Below are 24,326 nucleotides of genomic sequence, written 5' to 3' on the forward strand. Positions count from 1 at the left end.
GCGACCGAGGCCGCCCGGGCGCGCCTGCCGCTCGCCGAGGTCTCGGCGACGGCGCGGCGCCTCGCGGCGGCGGAGCGGGCGGCGTGAGCGCGGTCCTCGACCTGATCGCGCGCTGCGGCGCGGAGCGGCCGGCGCTCCTCTGGCTGCTGCCGCTGGCGCTCCTGCCCCTCGTCGCGGCGCCCCGGCGGCGCACGCCCCTGCCGAGCCTTTCCGCCGTGCCCGCCGACCCGCTCTCGCGCGCGCTCGACGGGGCGTTGCGGGCGGCGGCCTGCCTCGCCCTCGCCGGCCTCGTCGTCGGCCTCGCCGGCCCCTACCGGAACGGTGCCGAAGTGACGCGCACCGGCATCGGCGCCGAGATCTCGATGCTGATCGACCGCTCGGGCAGCATGAACGAGACCTTCGCCGGGCGCCAACCCTCGGGCGCGGAGGAATCGAAGGCCGCCGCCTCCCGCCGGATCCTCGGCGATTTCGTGGGCAGCCGGGCGCACGACCTCTTCGCGGTGACGGGCTTCTCGACCGCGCCGATGCTCGTCCTGCCGATGACCGACCGCCACGAGGCGGTGCGCGCCGCGATCCGCGCCATCGACCGGCCCGGCCTCGACTACACGAATGTCGGCCGCGGCCTCGCCCTGGCGCTCGCGCAGTTCGGGAGCGGTCCGGGCACCGCTTCGAGGGTGCTGCTCCTCGTCTCGGACGGTGCGGCGGTGATCGATCCGCGGGTGCAGGACGCGCTGCGCGCCGCCTTCGCCAAGGTCCGCCCGAACCTCTACTGGCTGTTCCTGCGCACGAAGGGCTCGCCCGGCATCGCCGACCGGCCGGCGGGCGAGGACACGCCGCAGGCCGCGCCCGAGCGCCACCTCGACCTGTTCTTCAAGAGCCTCGGCGCGCCCTACCGCGCCTTCGAGGCGGAGGGGCCGGAGGCGGTCGCCGCCGCGATCCGCCAGATCGAGGGGCTGGAGCGCGACCCGATCCCCTACATCGAGCGTCGCCCGCGCCGCGACCTGACCGGCGCCGCCTACGCCGCCGCGCTCCTCGGCCTGGTTCTCCTGATCCTGGGCAAACTCGCGGAAGCGGATCTCGGCCGCGCCCCGGCTCCCGCCGCGACGCGCGCACCGGAGCGGAGGATCGCCGCATGACCCGACGCCTCGCCCCGGTGCTCGCGGCCGCAATGGCCCGCGCCAAATCCCCGATCCTCGCCGCCCTGCCGGTCCTGCTCCTCGCCGGCGCGCTCGCGGCCGGAATCGCGGCGTGGCGGATGGAGCGGGCGAATGCCGGCATTACCGCGATCGAGGCCGGGCGCGACCTGCCCGTCGCCGCCGACGCGCCCGCGCCGCTCCTCCTCGCCCGCATCCTGCTCCTCGCCCGCCGCGGCGGGACGGAGGAAGCCGAGGGCCTGATCGACGCGCTCGCGAGCGAGGCCGAGCCGGCCCTCGTCGCCCGGGCCCGCTACGCCCTCGCCAATGCCCGGCTGCGGCGCGCCTTCGCGCATATCGAGCGCGGCGAGCTCGACCCGGCAGGCCCCCTGATCAACCTCGCCCGCCAGGATTACCGGCGCGCCCTGCAAGTGCGGCCGGATTTCTGGGACGCGAAGTTCAACCTCGACGTGGCCTCGCGCCTGATCCGCGACTTCCCCGAATTCGACCGCCAGATCGGCGACGAGATGAAGGCGGAGCCGAAGAAGCTCTGGACCGACATTCCCGGCCAGCCGCGGGGGGCGCCATGAGGCTCGGCCTGCCCTGGCGCAGGAATCTCGGCGGGTGGCGCTTCCGGGCTCTCGCGGCCGCCGGCCTCCTCGTGCTCGCCACCTTCCTCGTGCCGCCGCTGCGGCTCTCCCGCGACGGGGTCCGGCTGCTCGCCGTCGTCGACATCACGGGCAGCATGAACGTGCGCGACTACGCGGCGGAGCGGCGGCCCCAGAGCCGGCTCGAGGCGGCGAAGGCCGCGCTTCGCCGCCTCGTCGCCGGGCTGCCCTGCGGCTCGCAGGTGGCGCTCGGCCTCTTCACGGAGAGGCGCCCCTTCCTCCTGTTCGAGCCCGTCGAGGTCTGCGCCGAGTTCGCGCCCCTCGACGGCGCGATCGCCGCCCTCGACTGGCGCATGGCCTGGGAGGCGGACAGCCGGGTGTCCGCCGGCCTCTACCGCGCCGTCGCGATGGCGGCCGAGCTCGACGCCGACCTCGTCTTCGTGACGGACGGGCAGGAGGCGCCGCCTCTCCCCGCCACGGGCACGCCGCCCTTCGACGGGCGCGTCGGTGCCGTGCGCGGCCTCATCGTCGGGGCCGGCGGCTACGCCCTCTCGCCGATCCCGAAATTCAACGATCGCGGCCGCGAGGTCGGCTTCTACGCCGAGACCGACGTGCAGCAGGAGAACCGGTTCGGCCCGGCCCCTGCCGACGCGGAATCGCGCGAGGGCTACAACCCGCGCAACGCGCCCTTCGGCAGCTCGGCGGCGCGGGGTACCGAGCACCTCTCCGCCCTGCGCGAGGCGCACCTGAAGGACCTCGCCGCGCGCACGGGCCTCGCCTACGCGCATCTTGACGGGCCGGATTCTCTCGCCGCGCCGCTCTCCGCCGCCGCAACGCCGCGCCCCGTACCCGGGCGGCTCGACCTGCGGCCCGTCCTCGGCGCGGCGGCCCTCCTCCTCGTGCTCGCGGCCCATGCGGCCGGACCGCTGCGCGCCCGCGGCGGGCGCCTCACCCTCCGAAAGGCTTGATCCCGCATGCGGATGTTCCTCGCCACGTTCCTCCTCGCCCTCGCCGCGAACGCGGCCCTCGCCCACGGCCCGACGCCCCAGAAGATCCAGCAATCCATCGCCGTCGCGGCGAGTCCCGCGGCCGTCTGGGCGGTGCTCGGCGATTTCGCCGGCATCGGCACCTGGCACCCGGACGTGGCCAGGGGCGAGGGCAGCGGCGGCAACGGGGAGGGCGCGACCCGCACGCTCACCCTCCGGAGCGGCGGCACGCTGCAGGAGAGCCTCGACGAGTGGAAGGCGGATGGGATGACCTATTCCTACCGCATGGGCGAGCCGGACCTGAAGGCGCTCCCCGTCTCGTCCTACTCAGCCACCGTGACGGTGGTACCGGACGGAGCGGGCGCGACGGTCTCGTGGATTGGCCGGTTCTACCGCGGCGATACCGGCAACGAGCCGCCGGATGCGCTGAGCGACGAGGCCGGCCGCACCGCGATGAACCGCTATTTCGCGGACGGGCTCAAGGGCCTGAAGGCGAAGGTCGAGGGGAAACCTGCTCCGTGATCAGAGCCCTCGCAGCGGCGGCGATCCTCGCGCTCGGCCTCGGGCAGGGGGGCCGCGCCGAGCCCGCGATCTACGTGGCGAGCCAGGAGGCGGGCGCCCTGACGCGGCTCGACGGACCGGCAGTGGTGGGGCTGCGCCTCGGCTCCGGCCCCGCCGGGCTCGCGGCGACGGCGGACGGCACGCTCTTCCTCACGCATCCGGAGGCGGGCAGGATCACCGTCGTGGTGCCGGGCGGAGGGGACCGGCGCGCCCTGCCGTTCCGCGGCCAGCCCTTCGGCATCGCGGCCTCCGCCGATGGGCGCCGCCTCTTCGTGGGCGACTGGCAGGCGGGCACGGTGAGCCGGATCGACGCCCGCACCGGCAGCGTCGAGGCCGCCGCCCCCGTCGGGCGCGAGCCCGCGGGGATCGTGCTCGACGGCGAGGCCCGCGTCTTCGTGGCCGAGCGCGGCGGCGATTCGGTCTCCATCCTCGACGCCGACACGATGGCGCTGCGGGCGCGCCTGCCCGTCGGCCGCGCGCCCTTCGCCCTCGCGCTGTCGCCGGACGGGGACCGGCTCTATGTCGGCAACGTCCGCAGCAACGACCTCACGGTGATCGATGCGCGCGGGCTCCTCGTGCTCGCCACGGTGCCGTCCGGCCGCAGCCCCTACGGCGTCGCGACGAGCCGCGACGGCGGCCTGATCCTCGTCACGAACCAGGAATCGGGCAGCGTCTCCGTGCTCGGCCGCGATCTCGTCCCGCGTGCGCAGATCCCGGTCGGGCGCTATCCCGAAGGCGTGGCGCTGGCGGGGGACCGCGCCTACGTGGCAAACTGGTTCTCGAACGACGTCTCGATCATCGACCTCGCAGGGCTCCGGGAGATCGAGCGCCGCCCGGTGCCGGACGGGCCGCGCGCCGTCGTCGCCGTGCCCCTCCGGGGCCGCGGGGAGGCGGACCGTTGAGGCGGCGCGCCGCAGGGCTTATCGGGGTTGTCGCGCTGCTGGCCGCCTGCGGCAGGGGCGAGGATCCCGAGCGGGAGCCCGATGCCGTGGTGGCGACGCCGGAGGAGTCCGGCCGGCCGGAGACGGCGTGGCTCGCGCCGACCGACCGGACCGAGCCGGCCCTCTGGCTCGCCCGGCGCGCCGCGGGGGGCGAGGGACGGCCCGACGCGTCCGAGCTGGCGGGCCTGCGGAAGGCCCTCGACGAGGCGAAGCCGCATTTCGTGGAGGACCGCCGCATGATCGCCAACCGCACGGCGCAGCTCGAGACGATGCTCGCCGAGATCGGCGAGACCGAGGAGCCCGCGAGCCTCGTCGCCGGGCTCACCGGTGTCGCGGCGGCGAGCGGCCGGCGGCGGCTCTACGGCGAGATGTGCCAGCACTACGTCACCGTGCGGCGGGCCGGGCTCGGCCGGGAGGCGGCGCTGGCGCGGCTCGCCGAGCGCTACGCCGCGCAGGACGGGACCCGATGACCGGGGTCCTGATCGTCGACGACCACCCGATCGTGCTCCAGGGCTTCCGGCGCATGGTCGAGGATGCCGGCGTCGAGATGATCTTCGAGGCGAGCGACCCCGTCTCCGGATACCGGCTGTTCCACCGGATCCGGCCGCAGGTCTCGGTGGTGGATCTCGCCTTCCGCGGCAGCGGGCTCGCCGGCCTCTCGCTCATCCGCCGGATGCGGGCGCTGGAGCCGCAGGCCCGCATCCTCGCCTTCAGCGCGAGCCGCGACCCCGTCATCGTCTCGCGGACCCTGCAGAGCGGCGCCACCGGCTACGCCCTCAAGGACATGCCGGCCCCCGCCTTCATCGAGGCGTTCGAGGCGGTTCTCGGCGGCCGCAACTACCTGCCCCACGCGCTCGCGCGGGACCTCGCGCTGCTCGACGCCTCCCGCTGCCGGGCGCCCCTGTCCGACCTCACGGCGCGCGAGATCCAGATCCTGATCCTGCTCGGCGAGGGCAAGACCTACCAGGGCATCGCCGACATCCTGACCATCGGCTACCGCAGCGTCGTCAGTGCCTGCGCGACCCTGCGGGGCAAGTTCCGGGTCTCGAGCCAGGCCGAGCTGATCGGGATCGCCCTCGAGACCATCCTCGATCTGAGGCGGGTCGGCGCCCAGATGATGGGCGACGAGGGGCGCCGGACGGCACGATCGCTCCGCTGAGCGACGCTCGGCCTCAGCGGGCCGGCGGCTCCCACAACCCGAGCGCCGAGGTGTCGACGGCGCGCGGCAGAAGCCCTTCCGCCCGGAAGGCGTCGGCGATCTTCTGCTGCTCGGCCAATCCCTCGCGGGTCACGCGCTCCACCCGGTAGGAGCGCCGGTCGTTGGCCTGCCGCACGATCTCGGGCTCGATCTTCCAGAGCTTCGAGAGCTCGGCAGCGGCCGCATCCGGGTTCGCCTTCACCCAGGCTCCGGTCTCGCGCAGCTTCTCGAAGACGACGGACAGCACGTCCGGATGTGCGCCCGCATAGGCGTCGGAGGCGAGGTAGTAGCGCTTGTAGAGGGACAGGCCGGTCCCGTCGCGCAGGATCCGGGCTCCGGTCTGCGCCTGCGCCGCCGAGAGGAAGGGGTCCCAGGCCACCCAGGCATCGACGCTGCCGGAGGCGAGCGCGCTGCGCCCGTCCGCGGGCGTGAGGTAGGCCGGCGCGATGCTCTTGAAGGGCAGGCTCTCGCTGCCGAGGGCCGCCAGCAGGAGGTAGTGGCTGCCCGCCCCCTTGGTGACGGCCACCTTCCGACCCTTCAGGTCGGCGACGCTGCGCAGCGGCGAATCCGCGGGCACGAGGATCGCCTGGGCGGTGGGCGAGGGCGTCTCCTCGGCGAGATAGGTGATGCGGGCCTGCGCCGCCTGCGCGAAGACGGGGACCGTGTCGGCCACGTCCGCCGAGACGTCGATGCTGCCGGCGTTCAGCGCCTCCATGATCGGCAGGCCGCTCGTGAATTCGTGCCACGAGACGGTGACCTTGAGCGGCTCCAGCGCCTTCTCGAGGTCGCCGTTCCGGCGCAGCAGGGCGATCAGCGTGGACGATTTCTGATAGCCGATCCGGAGGGCGGAGGGCTCCGCCGCGGCGGCCGCCCCGGCGAGGCTGAGGCAGCCGAGGAGGCAGGCGAGGAATCGGGTGATGCGGTGGCTCATCGTGTCGTTGTCTCGTCGTTGGCCGAGCGGCCGGCTCGGTGGAGGGGGTTCAGGCGGCTTCGGCCCGCTCGAGGTCCATGGCCACGAGGTCCGCGACCTCGGCGGCTTGGTTGCGGATGTCGGGCACCGCGATGCACTCCCACAACACGCCGCGGAGCAGCGGCCCGAGCGTCCAGAGGCGCCCGCCGCCCCGCGTGCCGAGGGCGCGGTAATCGGGCCCGGCATCGAGCCCGAGACCGAACGGGCCCGGCCGGACGAGGCCACGGGCCATCAGACGGCGCAGCAACGGGTCCTGGGTCTCGGAGACGCGGCCGATGCCGGTCGCGTCGAGGATGCACTGGACCTCGAGGTCGCGCGGCTGCTCCTCGCCGCGGGGCAGCAGCGTCACGACGGCGTGCGCCTCCTCGTCGGCGATCGCGCGGATCCGCCCGGCGAGCACCGTGAGGCTGCCCCGGGCGATCTCCTCGTCGATCGCCTGCGCGGCGGGGGGCGCCGTGCGGTGCCGGTGCACGTCCCAGAAAGGCCGCAGGTGGCGCAGGAAGCGGTCGCGCTCCGGCGCCGGCAGGCTGCGCCAGATGAAGTCGGTGACGGGGCGCAGCCCGTCGACGACGCCGCGCCAGTCAACGCCCGCCGCGCGGGCAGAGGCGACCTCGCGCCGGATCCGGCCGACGAGCGCCGAGAGGGAGGCGAGGTCCCCGGTCGTCAGGTTCGGTGCCGGCCACGCCTCGGCCGGCTCGTGCACGTTCGGCAGGAGGCCCCGGCGCGAGACCGCCACGATGTGCCCCGAGAATCCCTGGCCGCGCAGCGTCGCCACGGTATCGACCATGGTGAGGCCCGTCCCGACGATGAGGACGGGCAGGTGCGGATGCAGCCGGCCGAAGCGCTCCGGCTGCCAGGGATCGACCCGGTGGCGGCTTGCCGGCTCGCCGGGGCCCGCGAGGTTGCCGGCAGCGAGCACGGCTCCGGCGACGGGGTGCGCCTGCCCGCCCTCGGTGCGCAGGACGAAGCCGCCACCCGACGGCTCGAGATCGGTGACCGCGTCGTTGACGAGGCGCAGGCGCGGCAGACCGTCGGCCGTCAACGCTTGGCGCAGCAACTCGGAGAGATAGCGCCCGTAGACCCCGCGCGGCGCGAAGGTGCCGGCCGGCGTGCGCCGCACGCCCTCGGCTCCTTCTTCGGCGAGCCAAGCCTCGAAATGGTGCGGCCTGTCGGAGAAGGCGCTCATGTTGGCGGCGCGCAGGTTGAGGAGGTGGGCCGGCGCCCGCGTCGCGTAGGCGAGACCGCGCCCGAACGCGTCCGCTCGCTCGCAGAGCAGCACCGGCCGGCTCCTCGGCAGCGTGGCGAGAAGCTGGATCGCCGCCATCGTGCCGCTGAATCCGGCACCGATCACGGCGATGGGAAGGGCGTGGTCGATCGCGGTCATCGTGGCTCGTCCCTCGCGGGCCGGCCCACAGGCGCGATGGTTCGGGGAGAGCGGGCCTCGACCCGCCCGCGGCCCCGGGCCACCACGAGAGCCGTGGCCGGCAAACTCGTGGCGGCACGCTAACGACGTTCGTTTAAAAGAACAAGGCTCGGTGGTTTCGGGGGAGGGCGTGCGCGCCAACCACTCGTGTCGTCGCGAGAGCGGAGCAATGGTTTATGAGACCGCTACGGCCGCGCACCCGAAGCTGCCGCGAAGGAAATTCTCTTCGGCAGCCGTTCGTTGAAAAGAACATCTTGGCCTGATAGGGCTGGCGCGGAGGAGCCACCCGCTCCGCGCGCGCCGGGCGCTGATGCGCAGGCGGCGCACGCGGAGGTCTCACGTCGATCGTTCATGCATCCCGAGCGAGCAGCGCCGCCCGGCGCGCGGACGGGGCCGCCGATCCGGCCCCCGCCTCAGGCCGCCTGCGCCACCGGGGCGGGGGAGGGCGCATCCATCGCGCGGAGGTAGACCTCGAGCAGGGTCTCGTGCTCGTCGCGCTCGTCCTTGTCCTGCTTGCGCAGCTTGATGATCTCCTTGAGGATCTTCACGTCGAGACCCTCGCTCTTGGCCTCCAGGAAGATCTCCTTCTTGGCCTCCATGAGATCCTTGATCTCCTCCTCGACCTTCTCGATCCGCTCCACGATGGAGCGGATGCGGTCGCCCGCGATGCCGATCGTGTCGTCCGCCATGGTGGCTCCTTCCTCGGTTCAGGACGGGCAACCTCGGCCAAGAGGGTAAGCGCGGGGTTAAGGCGGCGCGATGTCGGCCCGCCGGCTTCCCCTCGGTCCGCGACCGTGCCCTGGCTGCGCTCTCGGGGCGGGAAAAGCGCCCGCCCGCGGCGCGGGAGCGTGACGGGGCGCTTGCGTGTCTACTGCATATAATTCAGAGTTCAGAAGTCCGGCGGGCAAACGCCTCGGCAGCACCCGATGAAGGTCTGACGATTGCCTGTTCACGCGACGGGATGGCCGCTCGAAGTGCCGTCTGCGCAGACAGCTCGATTGAAGGGGCGCTGGGTGGGCCGGGACGATCGTCGAGCATCCAGGACGGTTACGGTGCCGCCAAGAGCACTTCGAGAGGAAATGCCATGAGACTCGCCGTGAAGGTCGCGATCGCGGCCGCGATGCTGCCTGTTGCCTCGGCCCATGCCTGGGAGCCGACCAAGCCGATCGAGATCATCGTGCCCTTCCCGCCCGGCGGCTCGTCCGACCAGATGGCGCGGACGATCCAGGGCGCGATCCAGAAGAACAACCTCGTCAAGCAGCCGATCATCATCGTGAACAAGCCCGCCGCGGCCGGCGGCGAGGCGATGCTCGACATCCAGAAATCGGCCGGCGACCCGCACAAGCTCATCACCACGTCGAGCGGCATCTACATGACGCCGCTGGCCACCAAGCTTCCCGTGAGCTGGAAGGACTTCACCCCCGTCGCGATGATGGCGCAGGACGAGTTCGTGCTCTGGGTCAATTCGGCGAAGCCCTACAAGACCGCCAAGGACTTCCTCGACGCCGCCAAGGCGGCGGCCCCGCCCCTCAAGACGGGGGGCAACGGCTCCAAGCGCGAGGACCATCTCATCTCCGTGACGATGGAGCAGACGGCGGGGGTCAAGATCACCTACGTGCCCTACCAGGGGGGCGGCCCGGCCTCGGTGCAGCTCGCCGGCGGCCACATCGACGCGAACGTGAACAACCCGGCCGAGGAGGTCGCCAACTGGCGCTCCGGCGCCGTGAAGCCCCTCTGCGCCTTCTCGCCGAAGCCGATGGAGTACACCCAGAAGGTGACGGCCGACATGGCGTGGTCCGATATCCCGACCTGTCCGTCCCAGGGCCTCAACGTCACCTACCAGATGCTGCGCGGCATGTTCATGCCGGGCAAGGTCACGCCCGAGCAGCAGGCCTACTACGTCGACCTGTTCCGCAAGGTCGCCGAGACGCCCGACTGGAAGGCGTATCTTGAGCGCAACGCCCTGGTGCCCGATTTCCGCTCGGGCCAGGCCTTCGTCGACTTCCTCACGGAGGACGAGCGCAAGCACAAGGAGCTGATGACCAAGGCGGGCTTCATCGCGACGAACTAGCGACGCTCCCGGCGGGGCCTGTCCGGCGACGGGCCCGCCGCTCCCTTGCGCGGACGATCGATCAGCGGAAGAGCTCTCATGGCGGACGTTTCCCACCCGGCGGACGATTCTCCTCCGGCCTCCGAGCGCGGCATCTCGCGACGGCTCGTCGAGACCCTGGTCTCCCTCCTCCTGCTCGGCGTGTCGGCGCTCGCCCTCTGGGATTCCTACGGCCGCGGCGCCGGCTGGGACAACGGCCCGGAGAACGGCTTCTTCCCCGCCCGCGTGGCCTGGATCCTGGCGATCGCCGCCGTCGCGACCCTGTGGAGCGCCCTGCGCCGCGAGGAGAGCGTCTTCGTCACCTACGGGCAGCTGCGCCTCGTGGCGCAGGTCTTCGTGCCGCTCTTCCTCTACGTGCTCGCGATCGCCTTCGTCGGCATCTACGTCGCCTCGGCCCTGTTCCTGGTGCTGTTCATGGTGATGCTGGGCTCGTTCCGGTGGTGGCAGACGGTGCTCGCGGCCGTGCTCACGCCGCTCATCATCTTCTGGGTGTTCGAGCTGCAATTCCGGGTCCCCCTGCCGAAGGGGCCGATCGAGGCCATGCTCGGCTACTGAGCGCCACGTCGGCGGCATCCACGAAGGATCAGCGATGGACGACCTCAACCAGCTCCTCCTGGGCTTCCAGGTCGCACTGACGTGGCAGAACGTGCTGTTCATGGTGGTCGGCGTGCTGCTCGGCATCGTGGTCGGCGTGCTGCCCGGCCTCGGCGGACCGAACGGCGTCGCCATCCTCCTGCCGCTCACCTTCGGGATGGACCCGACCTCGGCGATCATCCTGCTCTCGTCGATCTACTGGGGCGCGCTGTTCGGCGGCGCCATCACGTCGATCCTGTTCAACATCCCCGGGGAGGCGTGGTCGGTGGCCACGACCTTCGACGGCTATCCGATGGCCCAGCAGGGCCGGGCCGGAGAGGCGCTGACGGCGGCCTTCACCGCCTCCTTCATCGGCGCGCTCTCGGGCGTGGTGCTCATCACCTTCGTGGCGCCGCTCGTCGCCAAGTTCGCCCTGCGCTTCGGGCCGGCCGAGTTCTTCGGCGTGTTCTTCCTCACCTTCTGCTCGTTCATCGGGATGGGGCGGGAGAACAAGGCCAAGATCGTCGCCTCCCTCGCCCTCGGATTCCTCCTCGCGGCGGTGGGGCTCGACACCATCTCGGGCGACCTGCGCCTGACCTTCGGCTCGCCCGAACTGATGAAGGGCTTCGACTTCCTCGTCGTGGTGATCGGCCTGTTCGGCGTGTCGGAGATCCTGCTCACCATCGAGGAGGGGCTGCATTTCAAGGGCAAGCGCGCCGCCATCGATCTCGCCGTCGTCCTGCGGACCTGGGCCACGCTGCCGCGCTACTGGGCGACGCTGATCCGCTCCTCGGTCGTGGGCATGTGGATGGGGGTGACGCCGGGCGGGGCGATCGCGGCCTCGTTCATGGGCTACGGGCTCGCCAAGCGCTTCTCGCGCAGGCCCGACGCCTTCGGTCGCGGCGAGGTCGAGGGCGTCCTCGCCCCCGAGACCGCCGCCCACGCGGCCGGCACCTCCGCCCTCCTGCCGATGCTGGCGCTCGGGATACCGGGCTCGGCCACCGCAGCGGTCCTGCTCGGGGGCCTGATGATCTGGGGCCTCCAGCCCGGACCCCTGCTGTTCGTCGAGAAGAAGGAGTTCGTCTGGGGTCTGATCGCCTCGATGTATCTCGGCAACGTCGCGGGCCTGCTGATCGTGCTCGCCACGGTGCCCGTCTTCGCCGCGATCATGCGCATCCCGTTCGCCCTCGTCGCGCCGATCATCCTCGTCGTCTGCGCCATCGGCGCCTTCACGGTCGAGTCGTCACGCTTCGACATCTGGCTGATGCTGGCCTTCGGCATCGTCGGCTACGTGTTCAAGAAGCTCGACTATCCGCTCGCGCCGCTCGTCCTCGCGCTCGTGCTCGGGGACCGCGCCGAGGATGCCTTCCGTCAGGCCCTGCTCGGGTCCGGCGGCGACCTGTCGGTGTTCTTCTCGAACGGCCTCGTCTCGACGCTGATGATCCTCGCCCTGCTGCTCCTGTTCTGGGGGCCGCTGGGCGATATCCGCAGGCTCGTCGCGCGCAAGATCGGCCTGGGACGGGAGGCGCCGCTGGCGCCCTGAGGGTGGGGCGCCGACGGCCCCTCAACCCCCCAGCACGTCGGCCTCGGCCTTGCCGACCGCCTCGGCCTGCTCCTGCGCGATCTCCCGGTCGCTCCGGCTCTTGAGGAGCGCACCGACACAGACGACGAAGGCGGCCCCGAGCGCGGCGACCGCGTAATGGACCCCGCCCTGCAGCGAGGCGGGCAGCGCCTCGACGAGGTGCTCCTGGACGAGCCGGTCCGAGGCGATCATCTCGCCGGCCACCCAGCCGAGCAGGCCGCCGCCGAACCAGATCAGGACCGGGAAACGGTCGATCAGCCGGGTGATCAGGCTCGCGCCGACGACGAGGAGGGGGACCGAGAGGGCGAGGCCGATGATGAAGAGTTCGTCGTGGCCCTTCGCGGCGCCCGCGACGGCGACGACGTTGTCGAAGCTCATCACGGCGTCGGCCACGACGATGGTCCAGATCGCCTTCGGCAGGCTCGAATGCTCCTTGATCGCACCCTCGCCCTCCTCCTCGCCGCGCACGAGCTTGACCGCGATGTGCAGGAGGATGAGCGCGCCGACGACCTTGAGGAGCGGGACGGCGAGCAGGTACGAGATGATCACGGCGAAGACGATGCGCAGCAGCGCCGCCGCCAGCGCGCCCAGGAACACGCCGATCCGCCGCTGCCGCTCCGGCAGGCCGCGGCAGGCGAGGGCGATCACCACCGCGTTGTCGCCGGACAGGATGATGTCGATCCAGACGATCTGGAGCAGGGACAGCAGGAAGGAGGATGACAGGTAGTGATCCACGATGGACGTCCCTCGGGTCCGCGCCTGGCTGACGCAACGGCGTGATCGGCGCGCGGCGCCGCTCCGGTTCTGTATGCCAAGAGACCGAGCTGCGAAATCGCGCATGACGCCGCTCGCGCGACACTCCCGCCCTTCGGTCACGGGCGACAGCGGCCCGATCGGCGATAGGCGCGGGGTTCCCGACGCGCCGCGCTCGCCCATGTGCGATGGTGCACCGCACGCACAGGTGTCGCCTCGCGGCAGGAAACCCACTGACGCACAAGAGAGAAATCGCCTCGCGCAGGTGTCGCGGCATGAAAGTGCTGCCAATTCGGCAAAATCTGGCATTATTATTATACTGCACTGCGACAAAGGCGGTATTGTCGATGCCGAGATCCTCACCAGATCGATACCCATCGCAGTCGAGCGGCCGACCTACAAGGCGACGACACGGGCAGCACGGTGCTGCCGGGATCGTCCGAGGCCCGCTCACACAGAATGAGGATCGATCATGACCCATCGCATCAAGATCGCCGCTGCCGCCCTGGCTCTCGGCCTCGCCGCGTCGCCGAGCTTCGCCCAGACCTTCAACCCGGACAGCGCCAGCTACAACCGTGACGGCACGCTGAACGTGTGGGGCGCCCATATCGACCCGGTCGGCCCGCGCGGCGGCCTCATCGGCGGCGTCGGCAACGTAGTCGGCGGCGTGACCGGCGCCGTGGGTGGCGTCGTCGGCGGCACCGTGGGCGCGGCCGGCGACATCGTGACGGGCTCGGTCGCTCCGCGCCGTGTCGACACCTCCGCCCGCTACGGCGCCGCCGACGCGTTCGACCGTCCGGCGCAGTACGGCCGCAACGGCACCCCGGCCTACACCGCCTATTGAGACGGACCGCAGCACCGGTTCGATGAAGCGGCGGGGCGCGAGCCCCGCCGTTTTTGTGTGTGCCGTCTGCGGAGCGGCGATCCGGATCGTTCATGCGAAAGGCCCGGAGCGGGATGTCCGCTCCGGGCCTTCCTGCAGAGCCGGCTTGCCGGAACCGGCCGAGCCTACTCGTCGTCCGCCTCGTCCTGATCGTCGGTCGCGTCGGGCACCGGCACGAGCCGGCGCGGAGCGAGCGTGTCCTGCTCGATCCCGCCCGTCACGGGCGTGACGGCCGGCCCGGCCGCGAGCCGTTGCTCCGCCGGCATGAGACCGGCGCCGAGGGCCGCGAGGCCGGCCAGGGTGCGGAGATCCTCGGGCTCGCGCGGGTCGCGCGAGATCGCCTCGGCCTCGTGCTGGAGCCGCGCGTTGCAGGCGCGCGACGGCAGTCCCTGATCGGGCGTGCAGGCGTCGTGGCGCGCGCAGGCCGCGTCGAGGGCGTCGATCGGCGGGAGCGGCCCGTTATTGCCGGGGCCGCAGTAATTCCCGTGCAGGAGGAGAGCCGGTGCCCGGCCCGCCGGCGCGGCTTGGGCCAGGGTCGGCGCCGCAGCGCCGAGGGCCAGCAGGAGGGAGATCGCGTATCGGTTCATGGGGCCTCGCGTCAGGTGCGTTGCGGGAGTCGTTCGATCGGGCTCGGGCGCCCGCGGCTCAGCCGGCGGAGCCCGGCTCGGCCATCTTGCGGTGGAGCCGCGCCGCCACCGTGTCGGGCAGCGCGCCGGTCACGGCGCTGAGCACCCTGTTCGTCAGGGTGGGCACGACCTTGTCCCGGCCGGCCTGGAGCGCCGCGAAGGCCGCCCTGGCGACCTCGGCCGGGTCGTCCTTGCTCCGCGAGGCGCCGACCTTCGTGTCGAGCATCTCGGCCCGGTTGAAGAAGTTCGTCTCGGTCGGGCCGGGCATCAGGACGGTCACGTCGATGCCGGTGTCCCGCAATTCGTCGCGCAGCGCCTCGCCGAACCAGCGCAGGAAGACCTTGGTGGCGCCGTAGACCGCCTCGTACGGGTCCGGCATCGCCGCCGAGATCGAGGAGGTGAAGAGCAGCTTGCCGCTGTCGCGCGCGACCATATCCGCGAGCACGAGCTTGGTGAGCTGGACGGCGCCGCGGACGTTGAGATCGATCATTCGCAATTCGCGCCGCAGGTCGGTCTCGGAGAAGGGGCCGCCGAGGCCGGTGCCCGCATTCACGCAGAGCACGTCGACGGGCCGGCCGCTCTCGCGGATCGCCCGATAGAGCTCGTCGACACCCTCCTCGCGCGAGAGGTCGGCGGCGTGCGTGAGCACGGCGGCCCCTCCGCGCGACAGGCGACCCGCGGCTTCGGCGAGGTGGCCGGCCGTCTCGGCGGCGATGAGCACGTCGTAGCCGTTCTCGACGAAGGTGCGGGCGAGCTCGAAGCCGATGCCGTTCGAACCGCCGGTGACGACGGAGAACGGGCGGGCGGAATTCTCGGGCATCACGGTCTCCGGTTGCTGCGGCCAACCGATCGCACCCCCCGAGGTTCCCGCTCCCAGGGGCTGGTGGGTGCAGGGGAGCGCGCCGCTGCACGCAGGGCTAGCGATCCAGCGGGCAGTCCCGGCCGGTCGCAGGGGAACGCAACCGGCCTCGGAGAATTGCCCGGAGCGCGCTTCGCGACCGATCCCGGGCGGCCGCCCGACGACCGCCCGGGATCCGCCCGGCCTTCGGGCCAAACCCTCGGCAACCCGGTTCCGAATTCCATTCCCCTCGAGAAGCCTGTGGGCCGAGGCTGCCTGTTCAGGGAAGTGCCCGATGACCGGCGCCCGAAGCTCGAAGACCCATCCGGCATTACGGCGGCACCGAGACGGCCGCACCCGACGAGGCCGAGACCATCGAGGAGATGATCGCGTCGATGACGCGGGAGAGGGTGACGCCCGCGAACCGCGATCACCACGCTGTCCGGGCCTTGCGCGCCAGGGTCAGCGGTGTCGCCGTGGGGCAAGGGCAGGTCCTTCCGGATCTGCGCCAGGGGCTGATTGCCGCGCCGGGCAACCATCCGGTGGTCGTCCGCTTTGCGCAGGGGCCGGGCGAGTCCCTCAAGGACAGCGTGTCCCCGTATCGCGGGATGGCGATCAGGTCCCGGCCTGAACCTCTCCCCGCCACCGGCTGATGCCGTCTCAACCTCCAGGACCAGGACCGGACATGCCCTTCATCGAGACCTCGGATGCCACGCGCCTGTTCTACAAGGATTGGGGCAGCGGGCGGCCGGTCGTGTTCCTTCACGGCTGGCCCCTCGATGCGGACATGTGGGAGTACCAGCAGCCCGCCGTGACGCAGGCGGGCTTCCGCACGATCGCCTACGACCGGCGCGGCTTCGGACGCTCCGACCAGCCCTGGACCGGGTACGATTACGACACTTTCGCCGACGACCTGAAGGCGGTCCTCGACGGGCTCGATCTCCGGGATGCGACCCTCGTCGGCTTCTCCATGGGCGGTGGCGAGATCGCCCGCTACCTGTCGCGCCACGGCGGCGCACGGGTCTCGCGGGTGGTGCTCGTCTCCGCCGTGACCCCGATGTTGGCGAGAACCCCCGACCATCCCGACGGCATCGACCCGGGCGTGTTCGAGGGCATGATCGCCGGCCTCGAGAAGGACCGGCCGAACTTCCTGGCGAATTTCGCCAAGACCTTCTTCGGGGTCGGCATGTTCAGCTCGCCCGCCTCCACCGAGTTGATCGCCTGGACCGGCAACCTCGCCATGCTGGCCTCGCCCAAGGCCACGGTCGATTGCGTGCGGGCCTTCGGCTGGACGGATTTCCGCCGCGACCTGGCGGCTTTCCGCGTGCCCACCCTCGTGATTCACGGCGACGCGGATCAGACCGTGCCGTTCGAGGTCAGCGGCAAGGCCGCGGCCGCCGCGATCCCGGGTGCGCAGCTCGTGGTCTACGAGGGCGCACCGCACGCCGTTCCCTTCACCCACAAGGACCGGCTGAACGCGGATCTCCTCGCCTTCCTGAGGGCCTGAACCGGGCTTAAGGGCTGAACCGGACGGCCGGTCGCGCGGTTCACGTCATCTGACACGTGCACGGGAGGCGAACGCGGTGAACGCAGCGGCTGAGCAGGACGGCGCGACGGTGATCCTGGTCGAGGAAGAGCCCGACGAGCGGGCAGCGATGTCGGGATTGCTGCGCGAGGCCGGCTTCTCGGTCGTGGAGGCGGAGACGACCGATCAGGCGTTGCACCTGCTCGAATCCGTCGCGGCGTCGGCGCTCGTCACGGATGCCCATGTTCCGGGTGGGATCGACGGCTGGGAACTGGCGCAGAGGGCACGCGGCCTCCGGCCGGATCTCCCCGTCGTGCTGATGTCGGGACATTCCGATCCGACATCCGGCCCCCTCCCGGAGGGCGCCGAGTTCATCCTCAAGCCGAATGTGGTGGCAAACCTCGTGCCGACGCTGCGGCGCCTCACAGGTCGCTGATCGGGGCCGTCTCGCGCGGGCAGGCCGAGCCGCCGAGGTGCCCCGGACCGGCGGGACCGTGCCGGCTCGGGCCCGAAGCGTCGTCGGGAACGGGGGCGTCGGCGATCAGCCTCCGCCGATGCCGGTGACGACCTTTCCGGTGCCGTTGCAATCCGGGCAGGTCTTCGCCTCGAACTGGCCCGACCCCGCGCAGCGCGGGCACAGATTCTCGCCCGTGCCCGGTGTTCCGGGTTGAGCCTCGTCTCCGGGTTTCGTGGGCTCTGCGCTCGTCATGCTGCGCTCCCTCGTTCAGGGTTGGGAGAACCGCCCACATCCTGGCGATGTTCCCCGGCGCCTACCGAGAACGCGCGCCGCGGCTCTCCTCCGCAGGCCGCGCCGGGATCGGGTTCAGGGCAAGGAACCCTGTGTCGCGTCCCGCAGGAGGGCTGGAACCTCCTCCGCGATCTCGCGGGCCAGGAAGCCGATCGGCCCGACGCGGGCAGCCAGCCGACGCCCCGCCTCGCCATGCAGGCAGACACCCCAGAGCGCGGCCGTCATCGCGTCGACGCCCCGCGCCAGGAGGCCCGCGAGGATGCCGGACAGCGCGTCACCGGAACCCGACGTCGCCAGCCCGACGCCGCCGCCCTCGTAGAGCCATCGCTCGCCGGCCGGGTTCACGATCCAGCTCTTCGCGCCCTTCATGATCACGACGCATCCGAGCAGATCGACCGCCTTCAGCGCTGCCGCGAGCGGATCCGCCTCGACCGCGTCCCGGTCGATCCGCAGGAGTTTCGCCATCTCGCCCGCATGGGGCGTGATCACCACGCGGCTGCCGCAGGGCCGAACCGAATCGGCGGCGGCACCGAGACCGCAGACGGCCCCCGCATCGAGCACGAAAGATGGCGAAGGCCGTCCCTGCAGGAGCGAGAGGGTGAGCGCGTCCGTGGCCTCGCCGGCGCTCAGGCCGGGGCCGATCAGAACCGCATCGCAAGCCTCCGCCAGCGCCGGAACGCGCCGTCCCGCCTCGGCCGGGTCCACCTCTCCGTTCTCGGTCTCGGCGAGCCCGATGAGCCGGGCCTCGGGCACCGCGAGGGCCATGGCCATCGCCACGCTTCGGACGGTCGCGATCCGCAATCGTCCGGCTCCCGCCCGCAGGGCCGCGACGCCGGCGAGGAGCGCGGCTCCGGGAACTTCGACGGATCCGCCGAGCACGAGGACGGTGCCGCGCTGCTCCTTGCTGCCGTCCTGCGGCATCGGGAGCGGCCGGGCCCGGAGCCCGTCGAGGGTCAGGTGCTGCTCCGTCATCGCACGGCGGCCTCCGCGTCCGGCTCGACCGTCACGGGGGCACCGCCCCGCGCGACCGGCGCGACGAAATTGTAGCGCACGAGGCTCAACCCGCCGGTGGTGCCCTCCCGCGGCGTGAACGCGTATTCCGTCACGGAGCAATTCGCGACTTCGGCCTGCGCGTCGATGCCCAGGATCTCCGCCTCGGTCATGGTCTCGAGGAGGTAGCGCAGGCACAGCACCACGACCTGATGGGCGACCACCAGCACCCGCTGCCCGCCATGATGCAGGGAGACGGTGTCGAGGGCGCTCCTGAGGCGCAGGATGACGTCGCACCAACTCTCGCCGGAGGGCGGGCGGTGATAGAACTTGCCGAGGCGGGCGCGCATCTCGGCCTGATCGGGATGCAGTTCCGCCACGCCCGCATGCGTGAGGCGGTCGAGGATCCCCAGTTCCTTCTCGCGAAGGCGCTCGTCGATGATGGGTTCGCCCGCGCCGTCGGCGAGGCCGCCCGCCCGCCGGATGAGAGCCGCCGTGCCCTGTGCGCGCCGGTAGGGCGAGGTCAGCACGACCTCAGGGCGCTCGCCGGAGGGCATGGCGGCGAACCAGCGCCCGAGCGCCAGGGCCTGCTGCTCGCCGCGCGAACTGAGAGCGACGTCGACATCGCGTTCGGCGATCTCGATCCGCGAGAGGCCCGCCCCGTGCGCCGCGTTGCGGGCGACGTTGCCGGCACTCTCGCCGTGGCGGACGATCCAGATCCGGCTCGGCCAGCGTTGCTGCATCCAAGGTGTCCTCTCCCGGTGCAGGCGCTAACGTTCGCGGCGCGCGCGGGTTCGCCGCCGTCGACGAAGTCGGCGCGGCGGAGGTGATCGAGGTTCCCCCTTGCCGCAGGGCGGCCACGCGGAGACCTTGCGTGATCGCGCCCGGAAGCCGAGGTTGGCCCCCGCGCCGAGCGGCGCGAGGCCGAACCCTCCGGTTCGCCCTGCCTGCGACGTCGGATCCGACACGAGGAGACAGTCACGTTGGCCAAAGCCTATTGGGTCGCCACCTACCGGTCCGTCAGCAACCCCGATGCCTTGGCCGCCTACGCCCAGCGGAGCGGCCCGGCGATCGCCGCTGCCGGTGGCCGCATCCTCGCGCGCGGGTTGCCGGCCCAGGTCTACGAATCCGGCCAGCAGCAGCGCGTCGTCCTCATCGAGTTCGACAGCGTGGAGCAGGCGCGCGCCGCGCACGATAGTCCGGCCTATCAGGATGCGCTGGCCTTGCTCGCCGGCGGAGCCGAGCGCGACATCCGCATCGTCGAGGCCGCGTGAGACGGCGCGCGAGGCTGCGGAAGAGCCCGCGCCTCGCGCGGCTTCCGTTTCGGCCGATCAGGATGGAGACCTTCGATGCCGAATGTGAGCACCTGCCTCTGGTTCGCGCGTGATGCTGAGGCGGCCGTTCAGTTCTACGTCTCGCTCGTGCCCGATTCTCGTCTCGAACGGACGCTGCACGCGCCGGGACCCTGGCCGGGCGGAGAGCCGGGCGACGCGATCCTGCTCACCTTCACGCTCGGTGGGCAGAGCTTCCAGGCGCTGAACGGCGGCGTGCCGGCGGATTACGGCACGGCAGCCTCGATCGCCGTCTCGTGCTCGGATCAGGCGGAGATCGACCGCCTCTGGGCGGCGCTGACCTCGGACGGCGGCGCGGAGATCATGTGCGGCTGGTTGCGTGACCGCTGGGGCGTGCCCTGGCAGATCTTTCCCGAAGCCCTGCCGCGTCTTCTGGCCGACCCGGATCCCGCCGTTGCCGCCCGGGTCTTCGAGGCCATGCAGGGGATGGTGAAGCTCGACCTCGCAGCCCTGGAGCGCGCGGCCGCCGGCGCGTCCTGATCCCTCGACGTGCGGCGCCCGGGAAGCCGCCACGCGGCGCGAAGGAAGCGTCGCCGCCGAAGATCCCGCGATCGGATCCGGGCCGTCCGACACGGCGAGGCCATGGCGCGTCCCATCCGCTGCGCCACGTTGGCGCATCAACTAGCAATTGCAGAACTTAATTGTCGGCAACTTGTTGTCGCCGCGCTTGCCGGCAATCGCCTTCCGGCTCGTGCGGGGGGGCTGATGTCGCTGGGAGTAGACCGAACCGCATCCTGGTGCGAGGCCGACGCGGAACGCCGTAGGCTCCGGGCCGTGGTGGCCATCCCGGTGCGCAACGAGGCCGAGCGGATCGGAGCCTGCCTCGGGGCGCTCGCCGCCCAGGAGGGGATCGGGGCGGGCGGCCTCGGCGTGGTGCTGTGCCTCAACAATTGCAGCGACGGCACGGCTTGGGTGGTCGCCTCCCTGCGGCCCTCCCTGCGCATGCCCGTCCGCGTGGTCGAGCGCGCATTCGCGCAGGCGAATGCAGGCTGGGCCCGGCGCGAGGCGATGGAGGCCGCGGCATTGTGGCTCGAGGAGGGCGACGCACCGGACGGGGTGATCCTGACCACCGACGCGGACAGCCGGGTGCCCGCCGACTGGGTCGCCAGGAACCTCGCCGCCATCACCGACGGGGTCGACGCCGTGGCGGGCCGGATCGCCCTCGACGCGGACGAGGCGGCGCGGCTGCCGGCGGCGCTGCACGCACGGGGACGGCTGGAGGGCACCTATGAGGCCCTCCTCACCGAGATCGAGGCGCGGATCGACCCTCTCCCGCACGATCCCTGGCCGCGGCACTGGACCACCTCGGGCGCCTCGCTCGCCGTTCGCCTCGCGGCCTACCGGCAGGTCGGGGGCATGCCGCCCCTGGCGATCGGCGAGGACCGGGCCTTCGTCTCCTCGCTCCTGACGAGCGACGCGCGGGTCCGCCACGATCCGCAGGTGACCGTCGTCACCTCCGGCCGGCTCGACGGGCGCGCGCCGGGCGGGGCCGCCGACACGATGAAGCTGCGGTGCGAGGTGCCGGAGAGCCCGTGCGATGTCCGCCTGGAGCCGTTGCCACGAGCCCTTTTCCGCTTCGCCTGGCGACGCCGCCTGCGGCGGCTGAACGCGGCCGGGCGCTTCGACCGCACCCGTCTGTGGGCACCGTGGCTGGGCATCCCGGACGATCTCGCGCACAGCATCGCCTGCCTGCCCGGCCCCGGCGCCCGGCTCGCGGCCGTCGAGGCGGCAAGTCCCTCCCTGGCCTACAGGCCGCTGCTGCCGGCCGAGCTTCCCGCGCAGATCCGGTCGGCGCGCGCGGCGCTGAGCCTGCTTCGCGCCCTTGCCCGTCGCCGCGTCCGTCCCAGGGTGCCTCGGCTCGCCGCACCGGTGGCAGCACACGGCCAGCCGCCGATGGAGCGTCCCGGCAATGCCTGACACGGCGCAGGCGGCCTGACGGAGGCAGGGAAATGGACCGGAGGACACCCCTCGACCTCGCCTACGACGCGCTCGCGGCCGCGCGAGCGGTCGCGGAGACGGCCGCGGCGCGCGCGGATGCCGAGGATCGCGACGACGGCTTCCCGGCCGCCGACGTCTCGGACCTCGCGCGTCTCGGGCTGCTGGCAGCGCCGGTTCCCGCCGCGGAGGGCGGCGCCGGCCTCGGCGAGGAGCCGGGCTCGTCCAAGCTCGCGCAGGTGCTGCGGCTCGTCGGCTACGGCAGCCTCGCGCTCGGGCGGCTCTACGAGGGCCACGTCAACGCGATCCAGCTCGTCGCCCGGTACGGCCATGCAAGCCAGCGCGCGCGCCTGTTCGCCGATGCGAGCGGCGGCCACCTGTTCGGCGTCTGGAACACCGAGCCGCCGGAAGGCGGTCTCACCCTCGACGAGGCGGCCGGTCCCACCCTTCGCGGTGTGAAGACCTTCGCCTCCGGCGCCGGCTTCGTCACGCGTGCGCTGGTGACGGCGCGGCGGGCCGGGCAGGGCGATCCCCTGATGCTCGTCCTCCCGCTCGCACCGGGCGAGCGGGCGGATCTGTCGGCATGGCGGGCGCAGGGCATGCGGGCCTCGGCCACGGGCACCGTCGACTTCACCGGCCTCCCGGTCGCGGGCGACGATCTCCTCGGCGGCCCCGACGATTATCACCGGCAACCCGCCTTCTCGGGCGGTGCGTGGCGGTTCGCGGCGGTGCAATCGGGTGGCATCGAGGCGGTGTTCGACGCTTGGCGCGCGCATCTCGCGGCGTCGGGGCGCGGGAGCGACCCGCATCAGCTCGCGCGGCTCGGCGACGGCGCCATCGCCGTCGAGAGCGCGCGGCTATGGGTCATGCGGGCGGCGGAAATCGCCACCGGCGCGACGCTCGAGCCGGAGCGCGTCGTCGCCTACGTGAATCTCGCCCGGCTCGCCGTCGAACGGGCCGGTCTCGATGTGCTGCAGCTCGCCCAGCGATCGGTCGGCCTGCAGGGCTTCCTCCGCGGCCACCCACTGGAGCGGCTCTCCCGCGACCTCGCCACCTACCTGCGCCAGCCCGCGCCGGACCGCGCGCTCACCACGGCCGCCAGCGAGATCCTCGCGGCAGGCGGACGGGCCGGCGACCTCTGGGAGAGGAGCGCCGAGTGATGCGGGCCGACGCGCTCCTCTCCGCGGCGGAGGCGCTTCCCTATGCCGAATTGAGCGAGATCACCGCGGGACGCGGCCTCGTCGTGGTCGCCCCCCACCCGGACGACGAGAGCCTCGGCTGCGGCGGCTTGATCGCGCAATCGCGTGCCCGAGGATGGCCGGTGCGGCTGGTCGTCGTGAGCGACGGGGTCGGCTCGCACCCGAATTCGGCGAGCTATCCGCCCGCGCGCTTGCGTGCCCTGCGCGAGGCGGAGACGCTCGCTGCGGCGCGCGCCCTGGGGCTCGGCGCGGAACACGTTCGCTTCCTGCGCCTTCCGGACCGGTCCGTGCCGTCGACGGGTCCGGAGGCGGAGGCTGCCGCAGGTGCGATCGCCGCGGCCGCGCGCGAATGCGGGGCTGGGGCGCTGTTCGTGACCTGGGCGCACGACCCGCACTGCGACCATCAAGCCTGCGCCGCCCTGGCGGGCCTCGCCCTGCGGCACCTCGAAGGCGTCCGCCTGTTCGCCTACCCGGTCTGGGGTTGGTCGTTGCCGGCGGAGACCGAGGTCGGCCCCGGCCCGGACGGCGTCCGCCTCGACGTGACCGGGCAGCTCGCGGCGAAGGCTGCCGCCATCGCGGCCCACCGCTCGCAGACCACCGACCTGATCGTCGACGATCCCAACGGCTTCCGCCTCGACGCGGCCATGCTGGCGCGCTTCGCCCGTCCCTTCGAGATCTTCCTGAAAGTGCATCCGTGACCCGGCACGAAGCCTCTCTGCCGCCGAGCTATTTCGACGAGCGATACGCGCGCGATCCCGACCCCTGGCAATTCGCCACGAGCGCGTATGAGCGGGCGAAGTACGCGGCCACGCTCGATGCCCTGCCGCGGCAGCGCTACGGGTCCGCTCTGGAAGTGGGCTGCTCGATCGGCGTGCTCACCGAGGCGCTGGCCGGGCGATGCGACGCGCTCGTCGGCATCGACGTGGCAGAGCGTGCCCTGGCGCAGGCCCGGGAGCGGTGCCGCGCGCTCCCGCATGTCCGCTTCGCGTGTGTTCAGGTGCCCGGACGCTGGCCCGAGGGCCGGTTCGATCTGATCCTCCTGTCCGAGGTCGTCTACTATCTCGATGCGGACGACGTGGCGCGCTTGGCCGGCCGGATCGCGGACTGCCTCCGGCCGGGCGGCGACGTCCTCCTGGTGCATTGGACGGGTCGGACGCATTACCCGCTCACGGGGGACGAGGCAGCCGAGACCTTCATCCGGAATGCGGCCGGATTCCTCGGCGTCTCACGGCACGCGCGGACGCCCGAGTACCGGCTCGACGTCCTTCGCGACCGCCGCACGCCGGCTCGTCCTGATCCGGCCTGTCGGTAGAAGGCTCCCGATCCACCGCGCAGCCGCCGCGCACCTGTCGGCGCCCGCGCCTCCGACCGGCTGCCAGAACAGCGTTCGCG

The 24,326-nt window shown here is 72.3% G+C and carries 29 protein-coding genes; 20 read left to right on the top strand and 9 right to left on the bottom strand.

All coding sequences use genetic code 11. The features are described from left to right. Window positions 1–83 precede the first annotated feature (83 nt). Genes E1J50_RS07915 through E1J50_RS07945 form a run of 7 tightly spaced genes read left to right on the top strand, consistent with a single transcriptional unit; the run spans window position 84 to window position 5,388 of the window. Window positions 84–1,136 carry a vWA domain-containing protein gene (locus E1J50_RS07915; RefSeq protein WP_207919168.1) on the top strand — a complete coding sequence of 351 codons (1,053 nt, stop codon included), beginning with the start codon at window positions 84–86 and terminating at the stop codon, window positions 1,134–1,136. Beyond that, complete coding sequence (locus E1J50_RS07920; protein WP_245516476.1) at window positions 1,133–1,723, top strand: MxaK protein; 591 nt, start codon at window positions 1,133–1,135, stop codon at window positions 1,721–1,723. The genes E1J50_RS07915 and E1J50_RS07920 overlap by 4 nt, the downstream gene beginning before the upstream one ends. Then, complete coding sequence (locus tag E1J50_RS07925) at window positions 1,720–2,709, top strand: vWA domain-containing protein (protein ID WP_132252220.1); 990 nt, start codon at window positions 1,720–1,722, stop codon at window positions 2,707–2,709. Before E1J50_RS07920 ends, E1J50_RS07925 begins: the two co-directional genes overlap by 4 nt. Window positions 2,710–2,715: 6 nt before the next feature. Continuing rightward, window positions 2,716–3,249: an SRPBCC family protein gene (locus tag E1J50_RS07930; protein ID WP_132252222.1), complete on the top strand. Its 534-nt coding sequence runs from the start codon at window positions 2,716–2,718 to the stop codon at window positions 3,247–3,249. Then, on the top strand, window positions 3,246–4,190 hold the full coding sequence (locus E1J50_RS07935; protein WP_132252225.1) for a YncE family protein: 945 nt from the start codon (window positions 3,246–3,248) through the stop codon (window positions 4,188–4,190). The genes E1J50_RS07930 and E1J50_RS07935 overlap by 4 nt, the downstream gene beginning before the upstream one ends. Beyond that, a complete protein-coding gene (locus E1J50_RS07940; RefSeq protein ID WP_132252227.1) occupies window positions 4,187–4,699 on the top strand; it encodes an MxaH protein in 513 nt (170 codons plus the stop codon). Before E1J50_RS07935 ends, E1J50_RS07940 begins: the two co-directional genes overlap by 4 nt. Then, window positions 4,696–5,388 (top strand): response regulator transcription factor, encoded by a 693-nt coding sequence (locus E1J50_RS07945; RefSeq protein WP_132252229.1) that lies wholly within the window; start codon window positions 4,696–4,698, stop codon window positions 5,386–5,388. Before E1J50_RS07940 ends, E1J50_RS07945 begins: the two co-directional genes overlap by 4 nt. Window positions 5,389–5,401: 13 nt before the next feature. Here E1J50_RS07945 and E1J50_RS07950 read toward each other — a convergent pair whose 3' ends face one another. The 3 genes from E1J50_RS07950 to E1J50_RS07960 form a co-directional block, all read right to left on the bottom strand. After that, window positions 5,402–6,358, bottom strand: coding sequence for an aliphatic sulfonate ABC transporter substrate-binding protein (locus tag E1J50_RS07950; RefSeq protein ID WP_132252232.1), 957 nt, complete (start codon window positions 6,356–6,358; stop codon window positions 5,402–5,404). A gap of 49 nt (window positions 6,359–6,407) precedes the next feature. After that, a complete protein-coding gene (locus tag E1J50_RS07955; RefSeq protein ID WP_132252234.1) occupies window positions 6,408–7,781 on the bottom strand; it encodes an FAD/NAD(P)-binding protein in 1,374 nt (457 codons plus the stop codon). A gap of 452 nt (window positions 7,782–8,233) precedes the next feature. Next, on the bottom strand, window positions 8,234–8,509 hold the full coding sequence (locus tag E1J50_RS07960; RefSeq protein ID WP_132252236.1) for a DUF2312 domain-containing protein: 276 nt from the start codon (window positions 8,507–8,509) through the stop codon (window positions 8,234–8,236). Between the two features lie 395 nt (window positions 8,510–8,904). Here E1J50_RS07960 and E1J50_RS07965 point away from each other — a divergent pair, with 395 nt between their 5' ends. The 3 genes from E1J50_RS07965 (at window position 8,905) to E1J50_RS07975 (ending at window position 12,046) form a co-directional block, all read left to right on the top strand. Beyond that, window positions 8,905–9,891 (top strand): Bug family tripartite tricarboxylate transporter substrate binding protein, encoded by a 987-nt coding sequence (locus tag E1J50_RS07965; RefSeq protein WP_132252238.1) that lies wholly within the window; start codon window positions 8,905–8,907, stop codon window positions 9,889–9,891. Window positions 9,892–9,969: 78 nt separating this feature from the next. Then, window positions 9,970–10,485, top strand: coding sequence for a tripartite tricarboxylate transporter TctB family protein (locus E1J50_RS07970; RefSeq protein WP_132252240.1), 516 nt, complete (start codon window positions 9,970–9,972; stop codon window positions 10,483–10,485). A 34-nt stretch (window positions 10,486–10,519) separates the two neighbouring features. Then, on the top strand, window positions 10,520–12,046 hold the full coding sequence (locus tag E1J50_RS07975; RefSeq protein WP_132252242.1) for a tripartite tricarboxylate transporter permease: 1,527 nt from the start codon (window positions 10,520–10,522) through the stop codon (window positions 12,044–12,046). A gap of 21 nt (window positions 12,047–12,067) precedes the next feature. Here E1J50_RS07975 and E1J50_RS07980 read toward each other — a convergent pair whose 3' ends face one another. Next, on the bottom strand, window positions 12,068–12,820 hold the full coding sequence (locus E1J50_RS07980) for a TerC family protein (RefSeq protein ID WP_245516477.1): 753 nt from the start codon (window positions 12,818–12,820) through the stop codon (window positions 12,068–12,070). 490 nt (window positions 12,821–13,310) lie between these two features. Between E1J50_RS07980 and E1J50_RS07985 the strand changes: the two genes are divergently transcribed. Then, window positions 13,311–13,682, top strand: a complete 372-nt coding sequence (locus tag E1J50_RS07985; protein WP_245516478.1) for a hypothetical protein — start codon at window positions 13,311–13,313, stop codon at window positions 13,680–13,682. 164 nt (window positions 13,683–13,846) lie between these two features. Here E1J50_RS07985 and E1J50_RS07990 read toward each other — a convergent pair whose 3' ends face one another. Further along, window positions 13,847–14,308, bottom strand: a complete 462-nt coding sequence (locus tag E1J50_RS07990; protein WP_245516479.1) for a phospholipase A2 family protein — start codon at window positions 14,306–14,308, stop codon at window positions 13,847–13,849. A 58-nt stretch (window positions 14,309–14,366) separates the two neighbouring features. Next, window positions 14,367–15,167: an SDR family NAD(P)-dependent oxidoreductase gene (locus E1J50_RS07995; RefSeq protein WP_132252246.1), complete on the bottom strand. Its 801-nt coding sequence runs from the start codon at window positions 15,165–15,167 to the stop codon at window positions 14,367–14,369. 401 nt (window positions 15,168–15,568) lie between these two features. Here E1J50_RS07995 and E1J50_RS08000 point away from each other — a divergent pair, with 401 nt between their 5' ends. The 3 genes from E1J50_RS08000 to E1J50_RS08010 all read left to right on the top strand — a co-directional run bounded on the left by E1J50_RS08000 (window position 15,569) and on the right by E1J50_RS08010 (window position 17,146). Beyond that, complete coding sequence (locus E1J50_RS08000) at window positions 15,569–15,838, top strand: catalase family protein (protein ID WP_132252248.1); 270 nt, start codon at window positions 15,569–15,571, stop codon at window positions 15,836–15,838. 32 nt (window positions 15,839–15,870) lie between these two features. Continuing rightward, a complete protein-coding gene (locus E1J50_RS08005; RefSeq protein WP_132252250.1) occupies window positions 15,871–16,692 on the top strand; it encodes an alpha/beta fold hydrolase in 822 nt (273 codons plus the stop codon). Between the two features lie 76 nt (window positions 16,693–16,768). Further along, window positions 16,769–17,146 carry a response regulator gene (locus E1J50_RS08010; protein ID WP_132252252.1) on the top strand — a complete coding sequence of 126 codons (378 nt, stop codon included), beginning with the start codon at window positions 16,769–16,771 and terminating at the stop codon, window positions 17,144–17,146. Window positions 17,147–17,251: 105 nt separating this feature from the next. Here E1J50_RS08010 and E1J50_RS27180 read toward each other — a convergent pair whose 3' ends face one another. From E1J50_RS27180 to E1J50_RS08020, 3 genes are all read right to left on the bottom strand, one after another. Next, window positions 17,252–17,419, bottom strand: coding sequence for a hypothetical protein (locus E1J50_RS27180; protein WP_165937816.1), 168 nt, complete (start codon window positions 17,417–17,419; stop codon window positions 17,252–17,254). 114 nt (window positions 17,420–17,533) lie between these two features. Then, on the bottom strand, window positions 17,534–18,430 hold the full coding sequence (locus E1J50_RS08015; RefSeq protein ID WP_132252254.1) for an NAD(P)H-hydrate dehydratase: 897 nt from the start codon (window positions 18,428–18,430) through the stop codon (window positions 17,534–17,536). Further along, window positions 18,427–19,191: a histidine phosphatase family protein gene (locus tag E1J50_RS08020; protein ID WP_132252256.1), complete on the bottom strand. Its 765-nt coding sequence runs from the start codon at window positions 19,189–19,191 to the stop codon at window positions 18,427–18,429. The genes E1J50_RS08015 and E1J50_RS08020 overlap by 4 nt, the downstream gene beginning before the upstream one ends. 240 nt (window positions 19,192–19,431) lie before the next feature. On the opposite strand from E1J50_RS08020, the gene E1J50_RS08025 reads away from it, so the two are divergent. The 6 genes from E1J50_RS08025 (at window position 19,432) to E1J50_RS27990 (ending at window position 24,246) form a co-directional block, all read left to right on the top strand. Beyond that, the gene (locus tag E1J50_RS08025; protein WP_132252258.1) at window positions 19,432–19,722 is read left to right on the top strand and encodes a DUF1330 domain-containing protein; all 291 of its coding nucleotides are present in this window, start codon (window positions 19,432–19,434) and stop codon (window positions 19,720–19,722) included. A 75-nt stretch (window positions 19,723–19,797) separates the two neighbouring features. Beyond that, entirely contained in the window at window positions 19,798–20,280 is a 483-nt protein-coding gene (locus E1J50_RS08030) for a VOC family protein (RefSeq protein ID WP_132252260.1), read from the top strand. A gap of 294 nt (window positions 20,281–20,574) precedes the next feature. Continuing rightward, entirely contained in the window at window positions 20,575–21,717 is a 1,143-nt protein-coding gene (locus tag E1J50_RS08035) for a glycosyltransferase family 2 protein (RefSeq protein ID WP_245516480.1), read from the top strand. Between the two features lie 32 nt (window positions 21,718–21,749). Then, window positions 21,750–22,895: an acyl-CoA dehydrogenase family protein gene (locus E1J50_RS08040; protein ID WP_132252265.1), complete on the top strand. Its 1,146-nt coding sequence runs from the start codon at window positions 21,750–21,752 to the stop codon at window positions 22,893–22,895. Continuing rightward, window positions 22,895–23,632, top strand: coding sequence for a PIG-L deacetylase family protein (locus E1J50_RS27985; RefSeq protein WP_132252267.1), 738 nt, complete (start codon window positions 22,895–22,897; stop codon window positions 23,630–23,632). Before E1J50_RS08040 ends, E1J50_RS27985 begins: the two co-directional genes overlap by 1 nt. Then, window positions 23,629–24,246, top strand: coding sequence for a class I SAM-dependent DNA methyltransferase (locus E1J50_RS27990; protein ID WP_245516481.1), 618 nt, complete (start codon window positions 23,629–23,631; stop codon window positions 24,244–24,246). Before E1J50_RS27985 ends, E1J50_RS27990 begins: the two co-directional genes overlap by 4 nt. Window positions 24,247–24,326 lie beyond the last annotated feature (80 nt).

Source organism: Methylobacterium segetis (genome assembly GCF_004348265.1).
Taxonomy (GTDB): domain Bacteria; phylum Pseudomonadota; class Alphaproteobacteria; order Rhizobiales; family Beijerinckiaceae; genus Methylobacterium; species Methylobacterium segetis.